Annotated in this window: 26 protein-coding genes; 11 read left to right on the forward strand and 15 right to left on the reverse strand. The window is 43.9% G+C overall.

Annotated elements, in window-relative coordinates; translation table 11 throughout:
- From PSI23_RS04355 to PSI23_RS04385, 7 genes are all read right to left on the reverse strand, one after another.
- Nucleotides 1–303: DUF2586 family protein (locus PSI23_RS04355; protein WP_273553924.1), on the reverse strand; the 303-nt coding region annotated here is incomplete at its 3' end.
- A gap of 23 nt (nt 304–326) precedes the next feature.
- Nucleotides 327–1001: a hypothetical protein gene (locus PSI23_RS04360; RefSeq protein WP_273553925.1), complete on the reverse strand. Its 675-nt coding sequence runs from the start codon at nt 999–1001 to the stop codon at nt 327–329.
- Complete coding sequence (locus tag PSI23_RS04365; protein ID WP_273553926.1) at nt 998–1498, reverse strand: phage tail protein; 501 nt, start codon at nt 1496–1498, stop codon at nt 998–1000. Before PSI23_RS04365 ends, PSI23_RS04360 begins: the two co-directional genes overlap by 4 nt.
- Complete coding sequence (locus tag PSI23_RS04370; RefSeq protein ID WP_273554024.1) at nt 1495–1947, reverse strand: head completion/stabilization protein; 453 nt, start codon at nt 1945–1947, stop codon at nt 1495–1497. Before PSI23_RS04370 ends, PSI23_RS04365 begins: the two co-directional genes overlap by 4 nt.
- Nucleotides 1948–2009: 62 nt before the next feature.
- Complete coding sequence (gpM, locus tag PSI23_RS04375; RefSeq protein ID WP_273553927.1) at nt 2010–2756, reverse strand: phage terminase small subunit; 747 nt, start codon at nt 2754–2756, stop codon at nt 2010–2012.
- On the reverse strand, nt 2756–3793 hold the full coding sequence (locus PSI23_RS04380) for a phage major capsid protein, P2 family (protein WP_273553928.1): 1038 nt from the start codon (nt 3791–3793) through the stop codon (nt 2756–2758). Before PSI23_RS04380 ends, gpM begins: the two co-directional genes overlap by 1 nt.
- Before the next feature lie 17 nt (nt 3794–3810).
- Nucleotides 3811–4641 carry a GPO family capsid scaffolding protein gene (locus PSI23_RS04385; RefSeq protein WP_273553929.1) on the reverse strand — a complete coding sequence of 277 codons (831 nt, stop codon included), beginning with the start codon at nt 4639–4641 and terminating at the stop codon, nt 3811–3813.
- Nucleotides 4642–4828: 187 nt separating this feature from the next.
- On the opposite strand from PSI23_RS04385, the gene PSI23_RS04390 reads away from it, so the two are divergent.
- From PSI23_RS04390 to PSI23_RS04400, 3 genes are read left to right on the forward strand one after another with little or no spacing between them, the layout of a single operon-like run.
- Nucleotides 4829–6613, forward strand: coding sequence for a terminase large subunit domain-containing protein (locus PSI23_RS04390; RefSeq protein WP_273553930.1), 1785 nt, complete (start codon nt 4829–4831; stop codon nt 6611–6613).
- The gene (locus PSI23_RS04395) at nt 6613–7647 is read left to right on the forward strand and encodes a phage portal protein (RefSeq protein WP_273554025.1); all 1035 of its coding nucleotides are present in this window, start codon (nt 6613–6615) and stop codon (nt 7645–7647) included. Before PSI23_RS04390 ends, PSI23_RS04395 begins: the two co-directional genes overlap by 1 nt.
- Nucleotides 7644–7964 (forward strand): Ogr/Delta-like zinc finger protein, encoded by a 321-nt coding sequence (locus tag PSI23_RS04400; protein ID WP_273553931.1) that lies wholly within the window; start codon nt 7644–7646, stop codon nt 7962–7964. Before PSI23_RS04395 ends, PSI23_RS04400 begins: the two co-directional genes overlap by 4 nt.
- A gap of 152 nt (nt 7965–8116) precedes the next feature.
- Here the strand turns inward: PSI23_RS04400 and PSI23_RS04405 are convergent, their stop codons facing one another.
- The 7 genes from PSI23_RS04405 to PSI23_RS04435 all read right to left on the reverse strand — a co-directional run bounded on the left by PSI23_RS04405 (nt 8117) and on the right by PSI23_RS04435 (nt 12446).
- The gene (locus PSI23_RS04405) at nt 8117–8548 is read right to left on the reverse strand and encodes a MazG-like family protein (RefSeq protein ID WP_273553932.1); all 432 of its coding nucleotides are present in this window, start codon (nt 8546–8548) and stop codon (nt 8117–8119) included.
- Entirely contained in the window at nt 8545–10656 is a 2112-nt protein-coding gene (locus PSI23_RS04410) for a replication endonuclease (protein WP_273554026.1), read from the reverse strand. The genes PSI23_RS04405 and PSI23_RS04410 overlap by 4 nt, the downstream gene beginning before the upstream one ends.
- A gap of 47 nt (nt 10657–10703) precedes the next feature.
- Entirely contained in the window at nt 10704–11051 is a 348-nt protein-coding gene (locus tag PSI23_RS04415; RefSeq protein WP_273553933.1) for a DUF3850 domain-containing protein, read from the reverse strand.
- Complete coding sequence (locus PSI23_RS04420; protein WP_273553934.1) at nt 11044–11295, reverse strand: DUF2732 family protein; 252 nt, start codon at nt 11293–11295, stop codon at nt 11044–11046. The genes PSI23_RS04415 and PSI23_RS04420 overlap by 8 nt, the downstream gene beginning before the upstream one ends.
- A 76-nt stretch (nt 11296–11371) precedes the next feature.
- Complete coding sequence (locus PSI23_RS04425; RefSeq protein WP_273553935.1) at nt 11372–11740, reverse strand: DUF5347 family protein; 369 nt, start codon at nt 11738–11740, stop codon at nt 11372–11374.
- A gap of 143 nt (nt 11741–11883) precedes the next feature.
- Complete coding sequence (locus PSI23_RS04430) at nt 11884–12108, reverse strand: hypothetical protein (RefSeq protein WP_273553936.1); 225 nt, start codon at nt 12106–12108, stop codon at nt 11884–11886.
- Between the two features lie 35 nt (nt 12109–12143).
- A complete protein-coding gene (locus tag PSI23_RS04435; RefSeq protein WP_273553937.1) occupies nt 12144–12446 on the reverse strand; it encodes a Cox family DNA-binding protein in 303 nt (100 codons plus the stop codon).
- 194 nt (nt 12447–12640) lie between these two features.
- Here PSI23_RS04435 and PSI23_RS04440 point away from each other — a divergent pair, with 194 nt between their 5' ends.
- The 3 genes from PSI23_RS04440 to PSI23_RS04450 all read left to right on the forward strand — a co-directional run bounded on the left by PSI23_RS04440 (nt 12641) and on the right by PSI23_RS04450 (nt 14415).
- Nucleotides 12641–12877: a helix-turn-helix domain-containing protein gene (locus tag PSI23_RS04440; RefSeq protein ID WP_273553938.1), complete on the forward strand. Its 237-nt coding sequence runs from the start codon at nt 12641–12643 to the stop codon at nt 12875–12877.
- Nucleotides 12878–13086: 209 nt separating this feature from the next.
- Entirely contained in the window at nt 13087–13380 is a 294-nt protein-coding gene (locus PSI23_RS04445; RefSeq protein ID WP_273553939.1) for a helix-turn-helix domain-containing protein, read from the forward strand.
- Between the two features lie 66 nt (nt 13381–13446).
- On the forward strand, nt 13447–14415 hold the full coding sequence (locus tag PSI23_RS04450; RefSeq protein WP_273553940.1) for a phage integrase: 969 nt from the start codon (nt 13447–13449) through the stop codon (nt 14413–14415).
- Between the two features lie 274 nt (nt 14416–14689).
- Here the strand turns inward: PSI23_RS04450 and PSI23_RS04455 are convergent, their stop codons facing one another.
- A complete protein-coding gene (locus PSI23_RS04455; RefSeq protein WP_273553941.1) occupies nt 14690–15184 on the reverse strand; it encodes a Spy/CpxP family protein refolding chaperone in 495 nt (164 codons plus the stop codon).
- Between the two features lie 152 nt (nt 15185–15336).
- On the opposite strand from PSI23_RS04455, the gene cpxR reads away from it, so the two are divergent.
- The 5 genes from cpxR (at nt 15337) to PSI23_RS04480 (ending at nt 20587) form a co-directional block, all read left to right on the forward strand.
- The gene (gene cpxR / locus PSI23_RS04460; RefSeq protein ID WP_273553942.1) at nt 15337–16032 is read left to right on the forward strand and encodes an envelope stress response regulator transcription factor CpxR; all 696 of its coding nucleotides are present in this window, start codon (nt 15337–15339) and stop codon (nt 16030–16032) included.
- The gene (cpxA, locus tag PSI23_RS04465; protein WP_273553943.1) at nt 16029–17408 is read left to right on the forward strand and encodes an envelope stress sensor histidine kinase CpxA; all 1380 of its coding nucleotides are present in this window, start codon (nt 16029–16031) and stop codon (nt 17406–17408) included. The genes cpxR and cpxA overlap by 4 nt, the downstream gene beginning before the upstream one ends.
- A gap of 260 nt (nt 17409–17668) precedes the next feature.
- Nucleotides 17669–18559, forward strand: a complete 891-nt coding sequence (locus PSI23_RS04470; RefSeq protein WP_273553944.1) for an ATP-grasp fold amidoligase family protein — start codon at nt 17669–17671, stop codon at nt 18557–18559.
- Between the two features lie 5 nt (nt 18560–18564).
- On the forward strand, nt 18565–19797 hold the full coding sequence (locus tag PSI23_RS04475) for a lipopolysaccharide biosynthesis protein (protein WP_273553945.1): 1233 nt from the start codon (nt 18565–18567) through the stop codon (nt 19795–19797).
- Nucleotides 19781–20587, forward strand: coding sequence for a glycosyltransferase family 2 protein (locus PSI23_RS04480; protein WP_273553946.1), 807 nt, complete (start codon nt 19781–19783; stop codon nt 20585–20587). The genes PSI23_RS04475 and PSI23_RS04480 overlap by 17 nt, the downstream gene beginning before the upstream one ends.
- Nucleotides 20588–20615: the final 28 nt, after the last annotated feature.

Below are 20615 nucleotides of genomic sequence, written 5' to 3' on the forward strand. Positions count from 1 at the left end.
AACACTGGCGATAGTCTGTGCCGCAATAATCGCGTCCACGAACGCCCGTTCATCGGCCAGTTCCGGCAGAATATGCACGTACCCTGACCAGTTCTGCCCGGCGTTTGCCATTGCTGCCCGTACCTGACGCTTGAGGGCCGTATCAGTCGTCCCCAATACCGCATCAAAATCGGTCTGGGTATTCACAGCAATGGTCTTGCCCACGTTGGTTTTGCCTGCTCCCACGAACAGCAATACCCGTTCAATCTCCTTGGTTTCGCCCTGCAGTTGGTTAATCTGATTAACCTGAACATGTGGCCACATAATGTCATCCCTTATTAAGACGCTTACCCTGCGCCATATCCAATCCCTTGTAGCTGGCGAGCCAGCGCTTTGCTGAACTCTTCCTCATTCATGCCTAAGAATGCACGGGCAGGCACATCCACTGTCCATGCGCTTTTGGCTGTTTCTTCGCTCAGTTCGCGGATCAATGCCCCTGCCTGAATAAACTTCATATTGGCGGTCATTTCTTTTATCGGGGGCTTGCGCCAGCGCTTGCCCTTTTTAACCTGATAGCCCAAATCCCGCAGTTTTTTTGCCTGTTTGATGGTTGCCATCCGTTCAGGGTCAAGGTTCTTTTGCACCTGCCGCCGACTGACCTGAAAACGCATCCCGTGCTGCTGGGCATACCCGACGACCCCCGCAGGGACTGGCTGACTGCCGTTGCGGTAATGCCCGCCTTGCAGGTAAACGCGTACCGCGTTATCTTCCGGCATTTCCCGGATGTGCAACAGCTTCGGCATGTTCCTGAGCATCTTCTTGCGCCACGGGCTTTTTCGGACAGGCCAGCTTTCCCCGTCTGGCGAACGCTGATTGCGCACATGGCGCTTTGCTGCATCAATCAGCCCGTATTTTGCGATACGCCATAACAGGCGCTGCCGCTTCTTTTCCGGTAACTCAAGGTTGCTTAATGCGTCTTGCAGTTCCTTAAGCTGGTTGCTATTTAACTGGCCGTGGATCATGCCGGGCATTTCCCAATCTGGGCGCCTGTCTCATCCACGCTGTGCACCGCGCCTTGTTCAGCGAACCAGATTTCGGACTCCGCCAATGACCAGCGCCTGCCATCAAACGGGATCATGCCCTTGGGGTCTTCGCGTATCACGACAGGCTCTGCCAATGACAACGACACCACCACCACCGCCGTATCGCCATCCACTTCTACCGTCAGTGAGGGCCGTTCCTGCTCCACATTCGCGTCATTGACACTGTCACCTTGCTCAGTTAGCCAGCTATCTATCAGCAGCGGGATATTGCGCGGATCACAGTCCCGGTAGGGGAAACGCCCCCACGCAATCACCGCCTCATATTGCTGGACAAACATCTGGTATTGTCCCAGCCCCAAATCTCGTTGCGCCGGAATAAAGCGGATTTCATCCATTTCACTGGTAAATTCCGTTTCGCAAATCCGTTCCGGCAAATTTTCCCGCAAGAAGGCGGTTAATTGCTGTAATTTGCTCATATCAAACGTACCGTTGTGCGTCCCTGCCCTTTCATATTGCGCAGTACCACGGCGGCCTCAGCCAGCAGCCGGTTGCGCACTTCGGGGCTTTCCTGTCCCGGATGGGGGGCACGGCTCACTAATGTCGTGTATTCCCCCAGTAAATCGGCCTTGGCCCGGGCATACACCGCTTTTTTATACTGGCTGACTAGCGCTGTCTGGCCGTTAATCGATACCCCCGGCACATCAGCAGCAGTCAGGTAGCCTTCGAGCGTTAAGCGCAATTTCAACAACATTAAATCAAGGTTAATTTCCGCCACCGTTGCCAGCAACGCATTAGCGAGCATGTCATTGTCCAAATCGGCGGGCAGCTTGCGATTGACCTGAAACTCTTTCAAATTCAAATCCGGCCAAAAGCCGTCATTGGTCAGCGGCGCGTCCCGATAATCCACGGTATTACCATTAAACATCGTGCCTCTTCCTTCCTGAAAAAAAGCGAGCTGTCCGGTTTCCACGGCCATTAACATTGCTGTTATGCCTCCACCGCGCCCGCTCCGGCTTGCGGTAGTCGTTGCGTTTCGGTTGCCAGTGCCCGCAGGCGGGCGGCAATCCGTTGCCGATAAGTTTTTACCCCGGATTTCGGGTTGCACTGATGAGCCTTCGCCAACCAACTATCGGCCTGCGCCAGCACGTCCAGTCTGTCAACCGAACTCGCCTTAATCTCGTTGCTATCCCCTTTCAGCAGGCTCAGGGCAGCAAATTTGTAGTACTTCGCCTTGATTTTCTCGTGTATCTTCCATTTTTCCGTGACATTCCGAAATGTCCTTGAAAAATAGGGTTCCACCGGGTTGCCTGCTTCGGCTTCCGCCTGTGCCCAGAGCAACACGGTGTCGGCCACGAACGCCGGAAAACCACTGCGAAAATTATCGGGGGTGAGCTGTCCCTGCTCAATGGCGATATCCGCCCAGTCCAGTCCCTGTGAGAACTCCCCGATATCAAATAACCAAATCACGCAGTAGGCGAAAATCGGGTTACAGTACACCTCGCCTTCATCCAGATAGCGTTGTGCCGTGGGTAAATAATTGGGCAGCAGTTCCTGCCGCTTCATTTCGACTTTTTCTGCCGTCAGTGTGAGCTGGCGTAGCCGCTTCACATCCTGCTCAATGGCACGGGCTTGCAGGTGCATACTGGCGCCATCGGCAATGGCAACCGCTTGCTGCCGGGCCAGTTTCTGGCGAAGTTCCACTTCAGCCCTGTGGCGTTGAGCAGGTGACAACATTAGTCTGTACCCAGTTTTTCAGCAGGTTCCGCCACCGTACCAATCTTCACGGCGTTTTCATCATAAGCCGCATACAACTCTGGCGTTTCCAGTGCATAACCTTCGTTGCGCAGGTATTTGTTTTCGAACTGCTTACGATCGTCCGCAAATTCCGCTTTACGCTGACGGGTATTGCGCTGAGTCAGAATTTGCAGGTTCGGCAACATCGTCACCACCATACGCTTACCCGGCATAAAGGGCGGCACCATTGCCGGACGGCCTGCAATCGAGCTGCCCAACATCTGCGCGGCAATTTTTTCAGTCGGTCTATCCGCTGACTGATAAAGCCGGTATTGTTCGGCGGCGACCAAATCTGCACCCACCAACACGACCAGACGTGGGTCATGGATAAATTGCTGTGGAATGCAGGTGTTAATCAGGTCGGAGGCCATCGAATCCAGTGATTTATGGTCGCCGTGTTCATCCAGTGTCACCGGCGTGGTAAGCACCTGCTTGCCGCCATCCCACGCTTTGGCAATTTCATGCCAGCCTATGTTGACATCCTCGCCGTTCGGGTTCGCGTCAGGGTCTGTTGTATCCGCGGCACTCTTACCGTTAAAGCCGATACGCAGCATATCCAGTGCAAACGATTCATTGATAAACGCTTGCATACGCTGGAAAAATTCGTTTTCATTGCCGGAGTTCGCCCAAATGGACAACAAGTCCCATTTCAACGCCGCACCGGAGTCGGTTTCTCTCAGTTTGTACTCGTTACCATCCACGCCTGTGTCACGGATAAAACGGCCAGATTTCTTACGTCCGGTAAACAGTCCCGGATTACCAACCGACACCACCTGACCGGAAAGCTGATCCACATCCGCACAGGTAATCATGTTAAGGAAATCGACCGACTCCAGCAGCGCGGTGCGCAGAGCGGTTTCTTTTGGGTCAGTCAGCGAGAAGTAACGTGAGGTGTCTTCAATTTCAACCCCATAGGATTCAGCTAACCCCGCTGTATATTTTTGCAAAAATGCCCGTGCCCGTTGATTTAATTGCATAGCGTTTTCCTTTGCTGTTACAGAAAATTAAAACGGGCGTTTTTATTGCCTTTCGGATTGCGGGACGGCACACGGGTTGCCAGCGTATCCAGCTTGCCGAAGTTTTTCACAATCTTTGACAAGTTATCGCGCAGGCGGGCAAAATCTTCGGTATCCACCACTTCTTTCACGGTTTCCACATCTTCCTGTACTTCTTCCACAACCTGCTCAGTGGATTCCAGCTTGCTTTCGACGGCGGTCATTCGCTTATCCATCTCAGCCAACGCCTCAGCGATAGCCTGCAACGCATCGTCACCCGTGGTTTCGGCTGGGGTTTCTTCCGGCTCTTCCACGTTAAAAAAGCTTCTCCATCCTTTTTTGGCCTTTGCCATCTTGCTTTCCTTAATATCTTTAACTTCGTCAATCACCAGTGGCTTATACGCGCCTGACCGATGAGGATTTTTGTTTTTACTAAACTGTAAGCGTGTTGTACCTACACTCGCTGGCGAATCAGTAACTGCCAGTCCTTCCAGATAGGTTTTGCCTGTGCCGCGAAAATTACCGTTCGGCGTAAACTCCACTGAGGTGAATAACAGTTGGCCGTCCCGGTTGGCATCCAACAAGCGGTGATTAGGTCGTAGTTGTGCATAGAGACGCAAAGCCCCGTCTTCCCCGTGTTCAGCCTTGACCGCGAGCACTTCCCCCATCGCCCCAAACCAGCGGTCGTGTTCCGGCCAGATTCGGGCGGTATACAGTTGAGGGTCGTAGAGTTCGGCGGCATCCAGAATCCACTGCGGTTCCATCACCCGGCCATCAACCGTGTCGCCCTCCATGGCAATACATATCCAGTTCGTCATTAACTGAGACATATCGCATTCCTTATCGTTGCTTCCCCCACAGTATTGCGGATTCAAAAAAATGCTGCGACAGGCGCAATGCGGTTGAATTCGGATATGACGCATAACCGAATTCAACCGAAATTGGTTGGGCGTAAGGAGAAAATTAGCCCTGCATAATGAGGGCATGAGGAATAAAGGATAGTAAGGAAAAGGACGCATGGCGAAATATTCTGATGAATTAATTAACGTAGCGAAGTCGCTGTATCTGCGCCGCTGTACTCCGGCTGAAATTGCCGAAGAGTTAAATCTGCCCAATCGACGGATCGTGTACTACTGGGCGGAAAAATGGCATTGGGCGGATATGCTCAGTCATGAAAGTGTGCATGAAGCGATTAATCGCCGTGCGGCTCTGCTCAGTGAACGCAATCATAAAACTGCACTGGAACTGGACGAACTCGACCGCCTGATTGCCCATCATGTGAAACTGATGGCACAGGAAAATAAGCACAAAGAAAAGCTGGCCGACATTAAAGCGCGGGCGCAAGCAGGCAACGAAGGTGATAATGTGCCATCCGGTGACGGCGAACCGAAGAAAAAGAAACGCCAGCGTAAAAATGATATTTCGGCACTGACAGAGGAAGATTTCCAGACCTTTGTTGATGATAATTTATTTGGTTATCAAAAGCATTTACGCGCTAACAAGCACAAGAGTGTGCGCAATATTTTAAAATCCCGCCAAATCGGGGCAACATGGTATTTTGCGTTTGAAGCCTTTGAAGATGCAGTCTTAACAGGGAAACCCCAAGTGTTCTTGTCGGCTTCCAAACCACAGGCGCAAGTTTTCCGCTCCTATATTGTTAACTTTGCTGAACAGCTTTTCGGGATCACCTTATCCGGTGAACACATTCGCCTGAGCAATGGCGCAGAACTGCGCTTTCTTTCGACCAACAAGAACACCGCCCAGTCTTACAGCGGTCACTTATATTGCGATGAATACTTCTGGATACCGGATTTTAAGCGGTTCAATGAAGTGGCTTCTGCCATGGCCACCCATGACCATTGGCGCACGACTTATTTTTCAACGCCCAGCGCGAAAACCCATCCCGCCTACTCTCTTTGGACAGGTGACGAATGGCGCGGCAATGATCCCAAGCGTAAGAACGTGGCTTTCCCCGCCTTTGATGAACTGCGGGACGGCGGGCGCGATTGCCCTGATGGTCAGTGGCGTTACGTTATTACCTTGGAAGACGCCATCAAGGGCGGCTTTAACCTCGCCAGTATCGATCGACTGCGCAACAAGTATAACCCGGACTCATTTAACATGCTGTTTATGTGCGTGTTTGTTGACAGCGGTGCCTCTGTCTTTACCTACAGTCAGGTTGATAAATGCGGTGTCGATATCAATCTGTGGGAAGATCACAACCCTGACGCCTCGCGCCCGTTTGGTGAGCGGGAAGTCTGGGGCGGTTTCGACCCGGCCCGCTCCGGGGATACGTCCACTTTTGTGATTGTGGCTCCACCGCTGATGGCGGGGGAAGCCTTTCGGGTACTAGCCACATTCTACTGGCAGGGCATGAACTGGAAGCATCAGGCAAAGCTGATTGAAGAACTGTTCAAACGTTATCGCTTCACCCATATCGGCATTGATACTACAGGCATTGGTCACGGGGTCTATGAAATGGTGCAGGACTTCGCCCCACGGCAAACGCAGGCCATTCACTACAGCCAGCAGAGCAAAAACCAGTTGGTCATGAAGATGATCGATGTGGTCAGTGAAGAACGTCTCGAATGGGACGGGGAACAAAAAGAAATTCTGGCCTCGTTTCTGGCTATCCGGCACACCACCACGGCCAAAGGCGGGGCCATGACCTTTGTCGCTGACCGTTCGCAGGAAACCGGACACGCTGACGTGTTCTGGGCCATTGCCCATGCCCTGATGAATGAACCGTTAAATTACGAGAAGAAACGCACCTCTAAATATACCTTTGCAAAGGCCGCATGATGAGTAAGAAAACGTTAAGGAAGACCGCCAAAGCGCCACAGACAAATAACAACCGTCAACGGAAAATGAACCTGATTACGCTGGGTAAACCGGAGCCGATACTCACGTCCATGACGGATTACCAGAAAATCTGGTATGACAATGATTATGATCACTACACCCTGCCGATTGACCGTCTGGCACTGGCGCAACTGACCAACATGAACGGGCAGCATGGTGGCGTTCTCTACGCCCGGCACAATATGATTGCCTCGGATTATCTCGGTGGCGGGCTGACCCATGAGCAATTCCGGTCAGCCATGATGAACTTCCTGATTTTCGGCGATGTGGCCCTCCTGAAAGTGCGCAACTTCTGGGGCGATGTGGTGAGACTGGAAGTCTTGCCCTCACTCTACCTGCGCCGCCGTAAAGACGGGGATTTTGTCGTATTGCAGGAGGGTGAGCCATTGGTTTACCCCCCGGAAGAAGTGATTTTTATCAAGCAGTATGACCCACAGCAACAGGTTTATGGCCTGCCGGATTATATCGGCGGCATTCATGCCGCTCTGCTTAACTCGGAAGCAACCATTTTCCGCCGCCGCTACTACCATAACGGCGCTCACACAGGCGGCATCATTTACACCAATGACCCGAATATCTCGGACGAAACCGAAGACGAAATCATTGGGAAACTGCAACAAAGCAAGGGCATCGGCAACTTTGAAACGATGTTTGTGAGCATCCCCAATGGCGATCCCGATGGCATTAAATTTATTCCGGTCGGGGACATCTCCGCCAATGATGAGTTTGCCAATGTGAAAAGCATCAGTTCACAAGACGTGCTGACCGCCCACCGGTTCCCGGCGGGACTGGCGGGCATTATTCCGACCAATGCCGGCGGTCTGGGCGACCCGGAAAAAGCCCGTGATGCTTACCGCAAGGATGAGGTTATCCCCGTACAGAATATGTTCATGAATGCCATCAACCACCGTGAACTCCCCGAAATATTACATATCCGTTTCAAACAAGATAACGCCAGTTCGGGTGCAGAATGAGCAAGAAAATGGTAAAATCGAGGAAAATCGACACATTAGGGATAAGGAACATGCGTGTATTAAAAATAATCTGCCCTGAGTGCGGCGTTAAGTCGGTCATCCGCAAAACCAACCGGAAGCACCACCAGATCGCTGATATCTATTGTTCGTGTTCAGATGTGGAATGCGGGCACACTTTTGTGATGAATCTGACGTTTTCACACACCCTCAGCCCCAGCGCCAAAACGGGGGATATCCTGTTGCAGACTGTGATTAATAACCTCAATCCGCAACAGCGCCAGATGGCCTTAGATTTGTTGCAGACCAGTGCCGCATAAGTTCAGTGTTGAGCCACTATTGAGTGGCTTTTCTTCATTTTCATCCAATTGCCTAAGCAAATTAGTGGTCAACTCGGAACACCACATAAGAGCCTGATAAAGTTCTTCATGGCTACCAGCGTGAGTGAGGCAGCCAAGTAAAATCAAGCCGTTCATGCTTTAAAAAAATTGCGCACTCTTTTACCAATACAATCACATTTTGGTTCTTTTTGTTTCACCTGCTCTAAACGGTCGTACATCTCAATAATTTGCAGCGCTACCGCTGCCACCTGTACCATTTCAGCCCGCGCCGTTCCGGCATGACTGCCACCATACTCATCATGCAAAATAGCCTGAGCGAACTCACCAACCTCCTCACTCAATATCGTCTGCCAAACAAACGGGGATAAATTGCGATTTGCGCCCCATTTCCCATCTTGTCGATTCATTTCTGAGATAACATCAGTCATGGCATGTGTGCCAATATGCTTTTCATAAGGTAATGGCCTGCGTGCACGATGCAGATATTTCAATAAATCCAGTTCGTCGCATGGCTGAACCAATTCCTCAGTTTCTAAAACCAAATCATAGTTATAAACGGTCATTGTTTCCTCATCTCCCTAAGATGGTTAATTCGCTGCCACAACTTGTCGCGGCGCATAGTTTGTTGCCGTTCCGATTCCAGCGGAATAAAACTGCCATTCGTCCATAACTTAAATGACTGTTCATTGACGCTGATTTTTCCACCGATAATTAATGACTGTGCCATAAATCGGCTAAAACTCATCCCGATGGAATCGGCATAATCGATAATTTTTTCAATCAGCCCCTCACTAGGTTTTTTGGCTGTATCAGACAACCCCGTACAGTTATTGACAGAACTCCTAGGCGGTGCGGACGCACCGCTAAACCCAGCCTCCGCTGACGCTTCGGCTAACTTCGGCACAATCTGCCACGTTTTCAGACGGGTTAAAATTGGGGTATCCATACCCACTAACGGCGAGAAAACCCCTTTAATCCGGATCACATCTTCACCGTGGGCGTTAGTTTCCTGCTCCGTTTCATACCACAGACGCGCAACCAAATCGTCACGACGTACAAACGGGCCACCCTGTGCATTGATATAATTTGCCCAATCGCCGTTATCAGCCGCATCATGCACAGTGGCAAATTCGATACTTAAGCCCATCGCTGTATCATGGTCTGCCATGCGGCGCAGTTCACGGTAAACCGTCACCGGCGCACCACCGACAAACTGAAACTGGCGGATACGCCAACGCCCTGCCCAGGCAGTGGCAGCGATCGCAGCGTCTTTCATCAGTAAATTGCTTTCATCATCGCGCTCGCCATCCATCGCGTAACCATCAATATTTTTGGAAATGTACTTCGCCACATAACCGGTTGCAGACCCTTTTTCCGGGTCAATCTTCTCAGCATGAAAGCGGGCTTTCAGGGCTTTTGCGGTCTTCAGTTCGTGGCGGTCTTCCTGCAAAGCGTATTCGCGGATGATGTCACGCACCTGATCGGCTTGCTCCGGCTGCATAAAAAACAGCATGTGCCAGTGCGGAGTCGCATCGTGATGCGGTTCAGCCACGCGAATACCGAAGATACGTAGATTGTTACGGTGGAGTTTGGCTCTGATTTTTGCCCAGAGGCTGCTGAGATATTGTTGTGTATCGGCGGGGCTGCATCCGTTCCACTTGCGGTTACGGTGTCCGTGGCGGGTCGTCGCATGATATTTAGAGGGGGCGGTCAGTGTGTAGAACTCAGCAACATAGCCCAGTTCATGACAGATATTTTCGAAGCCCCGGATGCGCACCATCATTTCAGTACGGCGGATCGCCGGATTCGCCACACTGCCATAATATTTATCAATCAGGCTGATGCGGTTGCCTTCTTCGTCTTCCAGTTCCATCGACTTGATAAATTCTTTCGTACGGTGTTTTTGCTCTTTCCATTCGGAAATCGCCATCCTGCTGGCGTAGGTGCTGGATTTTTTGCTGACACGGTTAATGGAGATCTGCAAGTGTTCGCGCCACTCTGCCGCCAGACGGCGCAGGCGACCTAACCACCATTTATCTGAGGTCATGCGAGAAATGGCCGCGATAGCCTGCATTTCATCAAAAAAACGCCCGGCCAACTTATCCCAGTAAGGTACATCCTGACGGTAAGCTTTCGTGATAGCCGCTGCCCGCATATATAAAGCATGTGCCCGTTTCAGATCGCTGTCTTCTGATGGCATATCATCTGCGACCGTCTGCAATTTCGCCGTCACAAATTCAGCAATATCAGTCGCCAGTAGCTCGACATCTTCCCGTGACATATCAGGAATGCGGTTGAACCGTGCCATATAAAGCGCATTATCCGCCTCAACCTCCTGAATCTGGTAGCGTCCTGTCACCAAATTAACTCTGGGTAAAATGCGATCAACGAATGTCTTAGATAAAAAAGCCTCGGCACGATAAAGCCCTTGCTCCTTTTCTAAAACATTAGCCCGATACTGAACATCAAGACGAACCATCATCGGCTGCTTTTTAAGTTCCCGATATAAGTCCTGCATATGAGCACGCGCTTTATGTTCCTTTACCTGTGCGCGGTGTTCTTCTTCTTTCTGGTATTGCTCCGCATAAGTCGGAAGCGGTCTTGTGATCGGCTGGATGGGTTTATCCCACTGCAATGAAACGCGTTCAGCCAGAGTTGCACTGTGTGGCATCTCTGGCTGAAATTTGCTGCTATATTGTTTTGCTTTTTCTACAAGGCTCATGCAAACACACAATTCATAGAAGATAATTCAAATGAAAGCAAAACAAATTCCCCGCCAATCTGCGGATACAAATCGCTATCAATGACTGTGACGTCAGTAACTTTTACGAAAATAGGATCACTAGTGAAATTGTCGTTATCATCAATTTCATGTAACCCAAGAAAATCGCCTTTTTTATATTCATGGTCATTGATTCTGAATTCCGCTTTTTTATCACCACCTTTTACAGCTTCAAAATAAATGCTTTTTATTTTTAAATTATGTATTGTACGTACTGTGCCTTTGGTCATTTTATTAATCTCCATTGTGTTTATTCGTTGTGTTGGTTGGCGAACATCAAACATAATTCCATTCCTGTACTTGACGCTCTATTTCACTGGCTTCGCTTTCCAGCAGACTAACAATGGCATCGCAATCTAAGCGATCGCGTTTCGCAATCATGGCGAAATGACGCAGACGCGAAGCGTGACCATCTGCCCTGACACGTCTTTCATCTTCACGATTTTGTTTGATGCAGCGTTCAATAATGACCGCATGGTCATCGGTGTTTATTTCAGCAGGGGTAAAGATAGGCTCGGGTATATTCATTTTTCGATTTCCTTTTTTTAGATAATAAGAAACCCTGCGCGTTGGCACATAAAAACAATTAAATTAAATCGATAAATTAATGCGATATTAATTCAGGCATTATCAATTTATCCGGCAATTCAGCAGCAACCGCCTTAAATTGATGAATGGCAGAAATTAATGAACGCTGCTCTTCAACCGTGAAGTCTTTAAGTTTGTTATTAAATTGCGATTTATCAAAACCCGCCAAATGGAATATTAAATGCAATACCCGTTCATTATTCCGGATTCTGTTATTACTACGGTCACGCATCATGTCGATAAAATCAGCCAGTTGGCTGTTTAACTCACCACTTTTTTTAGACTTCTTAAAAATAATGGCATGGGCTTTCGCGGTATGATTCATGCCGTCAATTCTTTCATCAACGGTCTGTGATACCGCGCGGAACGGTTCAGTATTAGCCATAGCATCACCTTTACAATATGGATAATAATGGGGTTAATATTGTTGTCGCTAACCCGATTGAAACAAATGTCATCATCAATGGGTTTTCTTTTTTATAACTCACGTTTGTGACTTTAATATTAGAAAAGTCTTTACCGCTGACTTTATATTTGTGCTGCACCCGCTTTAATTCGTTCATGGATTTTTATCCTGTATCTTTGATAACAATACCGTAATGCTTCATTACGTGAATCAAATTGGCCGTGACAATGTTCGCCGTCTTCAACCTGATAACGCATATTCGAACGAACAGCGTTCTTTGGTAATGGACGCACTAAGAATGCCCCAAATTTGACTCTACCTTTATTTAATTCCTCTAGTGTTGGCATAATATTTCGCATGTTTATTACCTCTATTGGATAATTTACAGACCAATCCACAATAGCCAAGCGTCGCGCTGTTCTTTTGGACGATTTAGAAATGCGTCACGCATTCCTCTGTTAAACTCAGGAATATAAACCCAGTTCTCACCGCGTACTTTCGCAGGAATACCATCAATTTCTTTTACATCAGGGTTCTGCCAAAAAACAGTTGGTAACTTACCTTTATCAACCATCCCCTTAACAGCTCCATGAGTTTTGCCGATTAAGTCAGCAAACTTCTGATAAGGAACTGCATCTACTGGGTAGTAAACTTGCATGTAACCATCAGGATTTTTTTCTAACATTTTTCACCTTCTTTTCTATACTTTAAACAGCGGCCAAATCTAGGAACCTCGTATTTTTTAGGCTCATTTGTTACCCTGCTTTACTCAAACGCTTAGAGTTGCTTAAGGGGCTAACTCTGAGTGTTTCACGCACTCAATGGAACACAAGTAGGAACGTTGAGCTAGATACTAGAACACGAACAGGAACCTTGTCAATGGAGATTTCAGAAAAAATCAAAGCCATTCGATCAGCAGAAAACCTCACACAAATACAATTGTGTGAGGTTATGTGTATATCAATCAGTACACTAAAGAAGATAGAGGCTGGATACAGGGAACCTAGCTGGGAAACAATCACAAAGATCACTATGCATCCTAAATTTGAAAAATACGCATTGTGGCTAATGACCGATAAGACTGCTCCTGAGTCTGGTCAAATTAGCCCACTTTGATTTTGCTCCACCATGTTTCACCTTCTTTTCTATACTTTAAAGAGCAGTTAAATCTAGGAACCTCGAATTTTTCAGGTTCATTTGTTACCCTGCTTAACTCAAACGCTTAGAGTTACTTACATGGCTCGCTCTAAGTGTTTCTGCGCTCCTTAAGGTCTCACTTCTAAAACCTTGAGGGATTCTAGTCTCACTTTTGGAACCTGTCAATAATGAACATGTCACAAAAAATTCGAGCTATACGTAAAGCCGAAGGATTAACACAAATTAAATTTTGCGAACTAACAGACATCCCCTTAAGCACTCTTAAGAATTATGAGGGTGATCACTCTTCTCCGGGGTTAAGTACAATTCTTCAAATCACTAATCATCCTAAATTTGAAAAATACACACTGTGGTTAATGACCGATAAGACTGCTCCTGAGTCTGGTCAAATTAGCCCGACTCTCTCCCCTGATGGTGTAGAACACAAAATGTCACACCACTTAGGCCGGAAAACTGGCTAACACTACATGAGGACTTTCTTGACTGGTTAGAAACACAATCACTTTGTTACATCGGAGGGCTTCGTCATGCCAATTAAGAAGCTCGATGATGGTCGGTATATGGTGGACATCCGTCCTGTTGGCCGAACTGGAAGTCGGATCAGACGGAAATTTGATAAAAAAGCAGAAGCTGTTGCTTTTGAGCGTTACACACTGGCTCATGCTCCAAAGCCGGGAAAATCATCTAACAGACAAAGTCTGAGCGATTTACTTAAATTATGGTGGCTGTATCACGGACAGACAGCGGAGAACGGCACGATAGAAAAACGGCAACTAGAAAAAACAATCAAGTTGCTCAATGATCCATCTATAAACCGTCTCAATAAACATGCTTTACTGGAACACCGAAGTAATCGCCTCTCTGACGGTATTAAAGCATCAACGATAAACCGGGATATGTACCGTCTATCAGGGATGATCACAACATTGCAAAAGCTCGAAGTTTTTAGCGGTGACAACCCTCTGAATGGATTACCTCCGCTAAAAGAGCAACAGCCTGAAATGACCTTTTTAACAAAAGAAGAGATCAACATGCTGTTATCCGTTCTTTCCGGGGATGAAAGGAAAATTGCACTGTTATGTCTCAGCACGGGTGCCAGATGGGGGGAAGTCGAAACCCTGAAAAGTGCCCAAGTAAAAAACGGTCGGGTTACATTTTTGAAAACCAAGAATGGTAAGCAAAGAACAATCCCGATCTCCAAGACATTAGAAAAGGAAATCAAACAAAAATCAGGGGAGCTATTTGACGTTGATTACGCAAGTTTTCGTGTGAAATTGAGGTCAATAAAACCTGATTTACCGGAAGGACAGGCAACTCACGTTCTGCGCCATACATTTGCGAGTCACTTTGTGATGAAAGGTGGAAACATTGTCGCACTGCAACAAATCTTAGGGCACGCCAACATACAACAGACGATGGCGTATGCGCATTTGGCACCCGATTATTTGCAGTTAGCAATCACATTGAATCCATTAAGTGAAGGCATAGAAATCTAGTAGCCAGAAGCAACTGTAGATAACTAAAGTGTCCACGCGAGTGTCCACACTTGGAAAATTTCAGATCATCTACAGTTGCTTAATGAAAAATTATCACTTTGATTTTAAAGGGAATTAATGTTAAAGGGCAGATAAAAAAAAGCCCCTCACGGGGGCTGAAAGACAGGGATGGTGTCTATGGCAAGGAAAATCGTTATTGATGCTATTTGATAGCAACAGTACTTTTGTTGTAAAAGTACTAGAAATCAAGAGTACTAGCAAAAAATCAGTTTACTTATCGAGCTACACATTTGTTTGTTTTATAAGGTTTTTTCAATAATTCTTTCTGTTCTGGTGTTAATAGTCGATAAACCTGATTATTAAATCGGGCAACTTCTATACCAAAAAGAACATTCTTTTCGGCTATTTTTTCAAGCTGCAAGCGAATCTCAGCTTCATCAAAATTCTCTGCAATCGAAAGAATATCCAGTTTTAGGCTTGCATCTCGCATATCAGCCAGTTGCTGCTCATACCCATGTTGCTCTCTGGCTAACCTCAATATCTGTAATATCTGTTCACGCTGCTGTTCAGTTAACACTATTCCACTGAAGATATAGCTATAGTTATACTGATGACCTCGGTAATGACTAAAATTCCTCTTATAATCACCTTGCATACAAAGGGAGGAACTAGCTTCAGGAATATGATCCGCATCAGCAGTTTCAGCTAAGGTCTCTGTTGTTCCGAGAACAAGCATTGACGCTAGAGCCAATATTGCTATGTTACGCATTAAATTTCCCCGCTTTCTCGAACAACAGCATTCGATCTAGTGCGGATAACTATAACCCTGCGGCTGCAAACTAGCGTCAGAGCATGTAAAAGAACGTAAAGTCATGGAATAGCGAAGTTTGTTATCGTATTTTGCTCTTGGAGGAAGAATCAATGCATAAAATCTTATTAGTTGATGATGACCGTGAACTGACATCGTTATTAAAAGAACTGCTCGAGATGGAAGGATTCAATATTGTGATCGCCCACAATGGCGAACAGGCTTTGCAATGTATCGATTCTTCAATTGACCTGCTATTGCTGGATATCATGATGCCGCGCAAGAACGGTATTGAGACACTGAAAGAGCTGCGAAGCCAGCGTCATAAAATCCCCGTTATCATGTTAACCGCTCGAGGTAGCGATTTAGACCGTGTTTTGGGATTAGAGCTAGGAGCGGATGACTATCTCCCCAAACCTTTTAACGATCGAGAACTTGTCGCCCGCATACGTGCCATTTTGCGCCGTTCCAACTGGAGTGAAAAACAATCTGAAATAGGAATACCTGTTTTGGAGGTCGATAAACTACGGCTCAACTCTGGGCGTCAGGAAGCCAGTTTTGATGGTACGATTTTGGATCTAACTGGCACAGAATTCTCTCTACTTTATTTATTAGCACAACATTTAGGGCAAGTCGTTTCCCGTGAACATTTAAGTCAAGAAGTATTGGGAAAACGCTTAACGCCTTTTGATCGCGCTATTGATATGCACATTTCGAATCTACGCCGTAAATTACCCAATAGAACAGATGAACTACCATGGTTTAAGACATTACGCGGCCGTGGATACTTAATGGTTTCCGCAAAATGATCAATAGCTTGACAGCCCGTATATTCGCCATTTTTTGGTTTACACTCGCACTTGTCCTGATGATAGCCTTAATGGCCCCTAAACTGGACTCACGGCAATTAGCTCCTCTTTTGGACAATGAATATCAGCTTGGAAAAAAACTGGCAAAACAAATAGAAGAAGAATTAATACAGAACCCACGAAAAAGTTTCTGGTGGATAAATATGCTGGACGCTATTAATCTGTTGGCTTCACCGAACGAATACCTGCTCCTTGTCACCTATAATGGGAATATCATTAACCCTGACCCTACAAGTTCGCACTACCAACGACAAGCTATCCGCAACTTTATCGGGCAATCTGATAATGCAGATCACCCTAAAAAGAAAAAATATGGTCGTTCGGAAATACTCGGCCCTTTTTCTGTCCTTGATGACGAAGAGCATTACCTCCTCTACCTTATTAGGCCAGCGAGCAGCCCACAATCAGATTTTATTAATTTGATGTTTGACCGACCATTTTTACTGCCCGCTGCCACCATGTTAATAAGCGCTCCATTACTACTCTGGCTGGCATGGAGTTTGGCAAAACCCGCCCGGAAACTAAAAAATGCAGCAGATGATGTCGCGAAAGGAAACTTACGGCAACATCCTGAACTGGAATCCGGTCCACAAGAGTTTTTAGCTACTGGTAGCAGTTTCAACCATATGATTAGTGCGCTGGAGAGGATGGTTACCGCCCAACAACGGCTGATTTCCGATATCTCCCATGAACTGCGCACACCGCTTACTCGCTTACAATTGGCGACAGCCCTACTTCGTCGCCATCACGGCGAAAGCAAAGAATTAGCACGCATTGAAACAGAGACTCAACGTTTAGATGGAATGATTAACGATCTGTTAATACTTTCCCGTCATCAACATAAAAACGAATTACTACGCGAAAATATCAAAGCTTACGATTTATGGCATGACATTTTGGAGAATGCCAAATTTGAAGTCGAACAAATGCACAAAACATTGGATATCGTTTCTCCTCCCGGAAATTGGGTTATTTACTGTAATCCTGCAACACTTGGCAGCGCACTGGAAAACATCGTCCGCAATGCACTACGCTACTCCAGCAGCCATATCGCCGTGGCATTCAAGGCAGATAACCAAGGTGTAACCATTACCGTTGATGACGATGGGCCTGGAGTCAGCCCAGAAGACCGAGAGCATATATTCCGGCCATTTTATCGAACGGATGAAGCGAGAGACAGAGAATCAGGGGGAACGGGATTGGGATTAGCAATTGTTGAAGCAGCAGTAAACCAGCATCGAGGTTGGGCCAAAGCAGAAGATAGCCCTTTAGGTGGATTACGGCTGGTGATTTGGTTGCCGTTACATGGGAGATAGATAGTTTTCGTTTTGAAATTTAGTTAGTTACAAGGTGTAACAATTGAAAGAAAAACACTGTTATACTTGACCTCAAAGCGACGAGAGACTAATCTCGTCGCTGCTTAACACAAATCGTTGATATGTTAATTTTTGTTAAGAAAAATATCAATTAGATAATTAAACTTGTAAAGCATAATGAGCACTCTGGGAGCCATAACCCAGTGCGGTAGCTTTATCTATAATATGAAAATATCCAAATAATATTGATAAAAATTATTATGAAAATAACCATCAGAAGTATAGCTAAAAAACTTGTCTATCATGTATGCTCAATCTCTCCATTATTAACAACTAAAATACATTTCTATGATCGATTCAAAAAATTCTTGAACCTAGAACAGCCTGAAACTTTTAATGAAAAATTACAATGGCTAAAATTTAATACTTATAATAATAATCCATTAATAACATTATGTGCAGATAAATTTTCTGTAAGAGAATATATAAAAGAAATAGGCCATCCAGAAATCTTGAACGAAATCTATGGAGTTTGGAATTCTGTTGAAGAAATAGATTGGGATTTATTACCTAACAAATTTGTTATGAAATGCAATCATGGAGCTGGCTATAATATAATATGTGAAAATAAAAAATATATAGACAAAAATAGCTATAAAAGAAAATTAAACAATTGGATGAAACAGGATTTTTGGAAAAATTATGCGGAGCTACACTATAAAAATATCAAAAAAAAAATAATATGTGAGAAATATATAGAAACAGAAAATGGACAACTACCAGAAGATTATAAAGTTTTTTGTTTCCATGGCAAGCCTAAATTTATTATGATTTGTACCGAGAGAGACACAGGAAGCCCTAAATTTTATTTTGTCGATTTGGAATGGAGATTACTACCATATGGTTCGAATTATTTTAGCTTGAATAAACCTATAAACAAACCAATAGGCCATGAGAAATTAATTGAATATAGCAAGAAGCTGTCATCAAATTTTCCATTTGTTAGAGTAGATTTTTATTTAAATAGCGGTAATATAATATTTGGGGAATTAACTTTTTTTCCTGCTGCCGGATTGGATAACGACTTAAATAATGAAGAAAATAAAAACGTCGATTTGGAAATAGGAAAAATGATTAATTTAAAAGAATAATAATAATGAATAAAAAAAAGGAAATATTAAGGAATTTATTAACTCTATCAATGGTTCATGTTTTAGGATTAATAATACCTATAATAACAATGCCTATATTATCAAGAGCTATGGGGGCTGATATATATGGGAAGTATTTATTATTCTTAACAATTATAGTTTTTGGCCATACTATAATAGATTATGGCGCACAATATACCGGCGTCAGAGATATATCTAAAAACAAAAACAATAAAAATAGAATAAAGATTATTTATACCAAAAACCAAAGTGTAAGATTGTTATTATCTATAATATATTCTCTATTAGCTGTAATATATTCACATTGTTTTCTTGAAACAATATTGACAAAATGGTTAATATATTATGCTATACCTTATTTTTTGGGATATGTTTTAGTCTGTTTCTGGTTTTTTCAGGGATTATCTAAAACTCAATATATTCTATATATCTCACTTTTTGGAAAAATAGTAAATTTACTAGCAATACTATTGTTTACAAATAACCAAAATTATATAAAATTAGTAATGTTAAGCACTTGTTATCCAATGCTATTATGTGGATTAGTTGTGTTCTTTACTTTATATTTGAAAAAAAAATATAGTATATTAAAAATAAAAGGGCTAGCAAATCAATTAAAAGATGGTTATAATATATTCATAGGTATATTAGCTCCTAATTTTTATAATGCTATACCAACAATATACCTAAGCAGTATATCCTCTCCGTTAGAATTTGCAAAGTATATTGTCGCGATAAAATTGTGCGGTATTATAACATCATTTCAAGATGTATTATCCAAAGCAATTTATCCAATATTAGCAAGAGAAGAAAAAAACCACTTATATAAAATACTTTGGATAAATATTATCATTGCAGCCCCTATTATATTAATCATAATTTTCCTCGGAAAAGGAATTATTAATTTATTTTTAGGCTCACAATACAATGATAATATTTATATTTATTTAATATCTATAAGTATATTATTCGTAGGCATGGCTAACTCCTATAGCCAAGGATATTTCATACCTAAAAAACTAGATAAAGAATATCGAAATATTTCATTAAGAATATCTATAATTTCATCTTTATTAACAATTATATTAATTTATTTTCTAGGGTTAATTGGTGGGGCAATATCCTTAACTATTGCTAGAACCTTATTCTATATAGATTATAAAATAACATATGATAAAATAGAAAAGCGGAGTAATAAAATTGGAAAAAATCAATGATCAGTATGGTTCTTTTTATGTTTCTAAAAGAAATAACTCCTCCCCTATGATCTCCATTATTATGTCTGCTTTTAACGCAGAAATAAGCATAGAAAAATCAATAAATTCCATATTATCACAAACATATAAAAATTTCGAACTAATAATCTGTGATGATGGTTCAAGTGATAATACATTTAATATTTGCCAGATGCTAGCCAGACAAGATAATAGGATAATATTAGTTAAACAAAAAAACATAGGACTAACAAAATCATTAAACCGAATGTTAACACTAGCAACAGGAACTTACATTGCACGCCAAGATTCTGATGATATAAGTTTACCTAATAGATTAGAAATTCAATTCAATTTCCTATTAAAAACTATAAGGTATGACTTTTGTGTTAGCCAATACTTTATAAATGGTAATATAAAACCTATGAATGTTCTCGTAGAAAACTTTCATCCTACATTATTGCGATGGGGTAATTTTATCTGCCATGGAACTTTTTTTGGGGAAAAAAAATTATTTGATGAAGTTAAGTATAATGATGAAATAAGATACAGTCAGGACTATGATTTTTTATTACGAATGAAAAACAAATATAAAATTGCATATATTAAAGAACCTTTATATGAATACTCCACTTCAGAAAACAGGATTTCTTCAAGAAAGAAAGATTCACAAAATAAATTTGCTAAAGATATAAACAAACAAAATTTTAAAATTGGTTCAATTTCAAAAAATATACTTATAAAAGTGATAAGAATAATCCATGCATTAATTATAAAATACAAAAAAAAATGAATACACTATTATTAACGCTATCAATATT

Source organism: Xenorhabdus yunnanensis (assembly GCF_028598805.1).
Taxonomy (GTDB): domain Bacteria; phylum Pseudomonadota; class Gammaproteobacteria; order Enterobacterales; family Enterobacteriaceae; genus Xenorhabdus; species Xenorhabdus yunnanensis.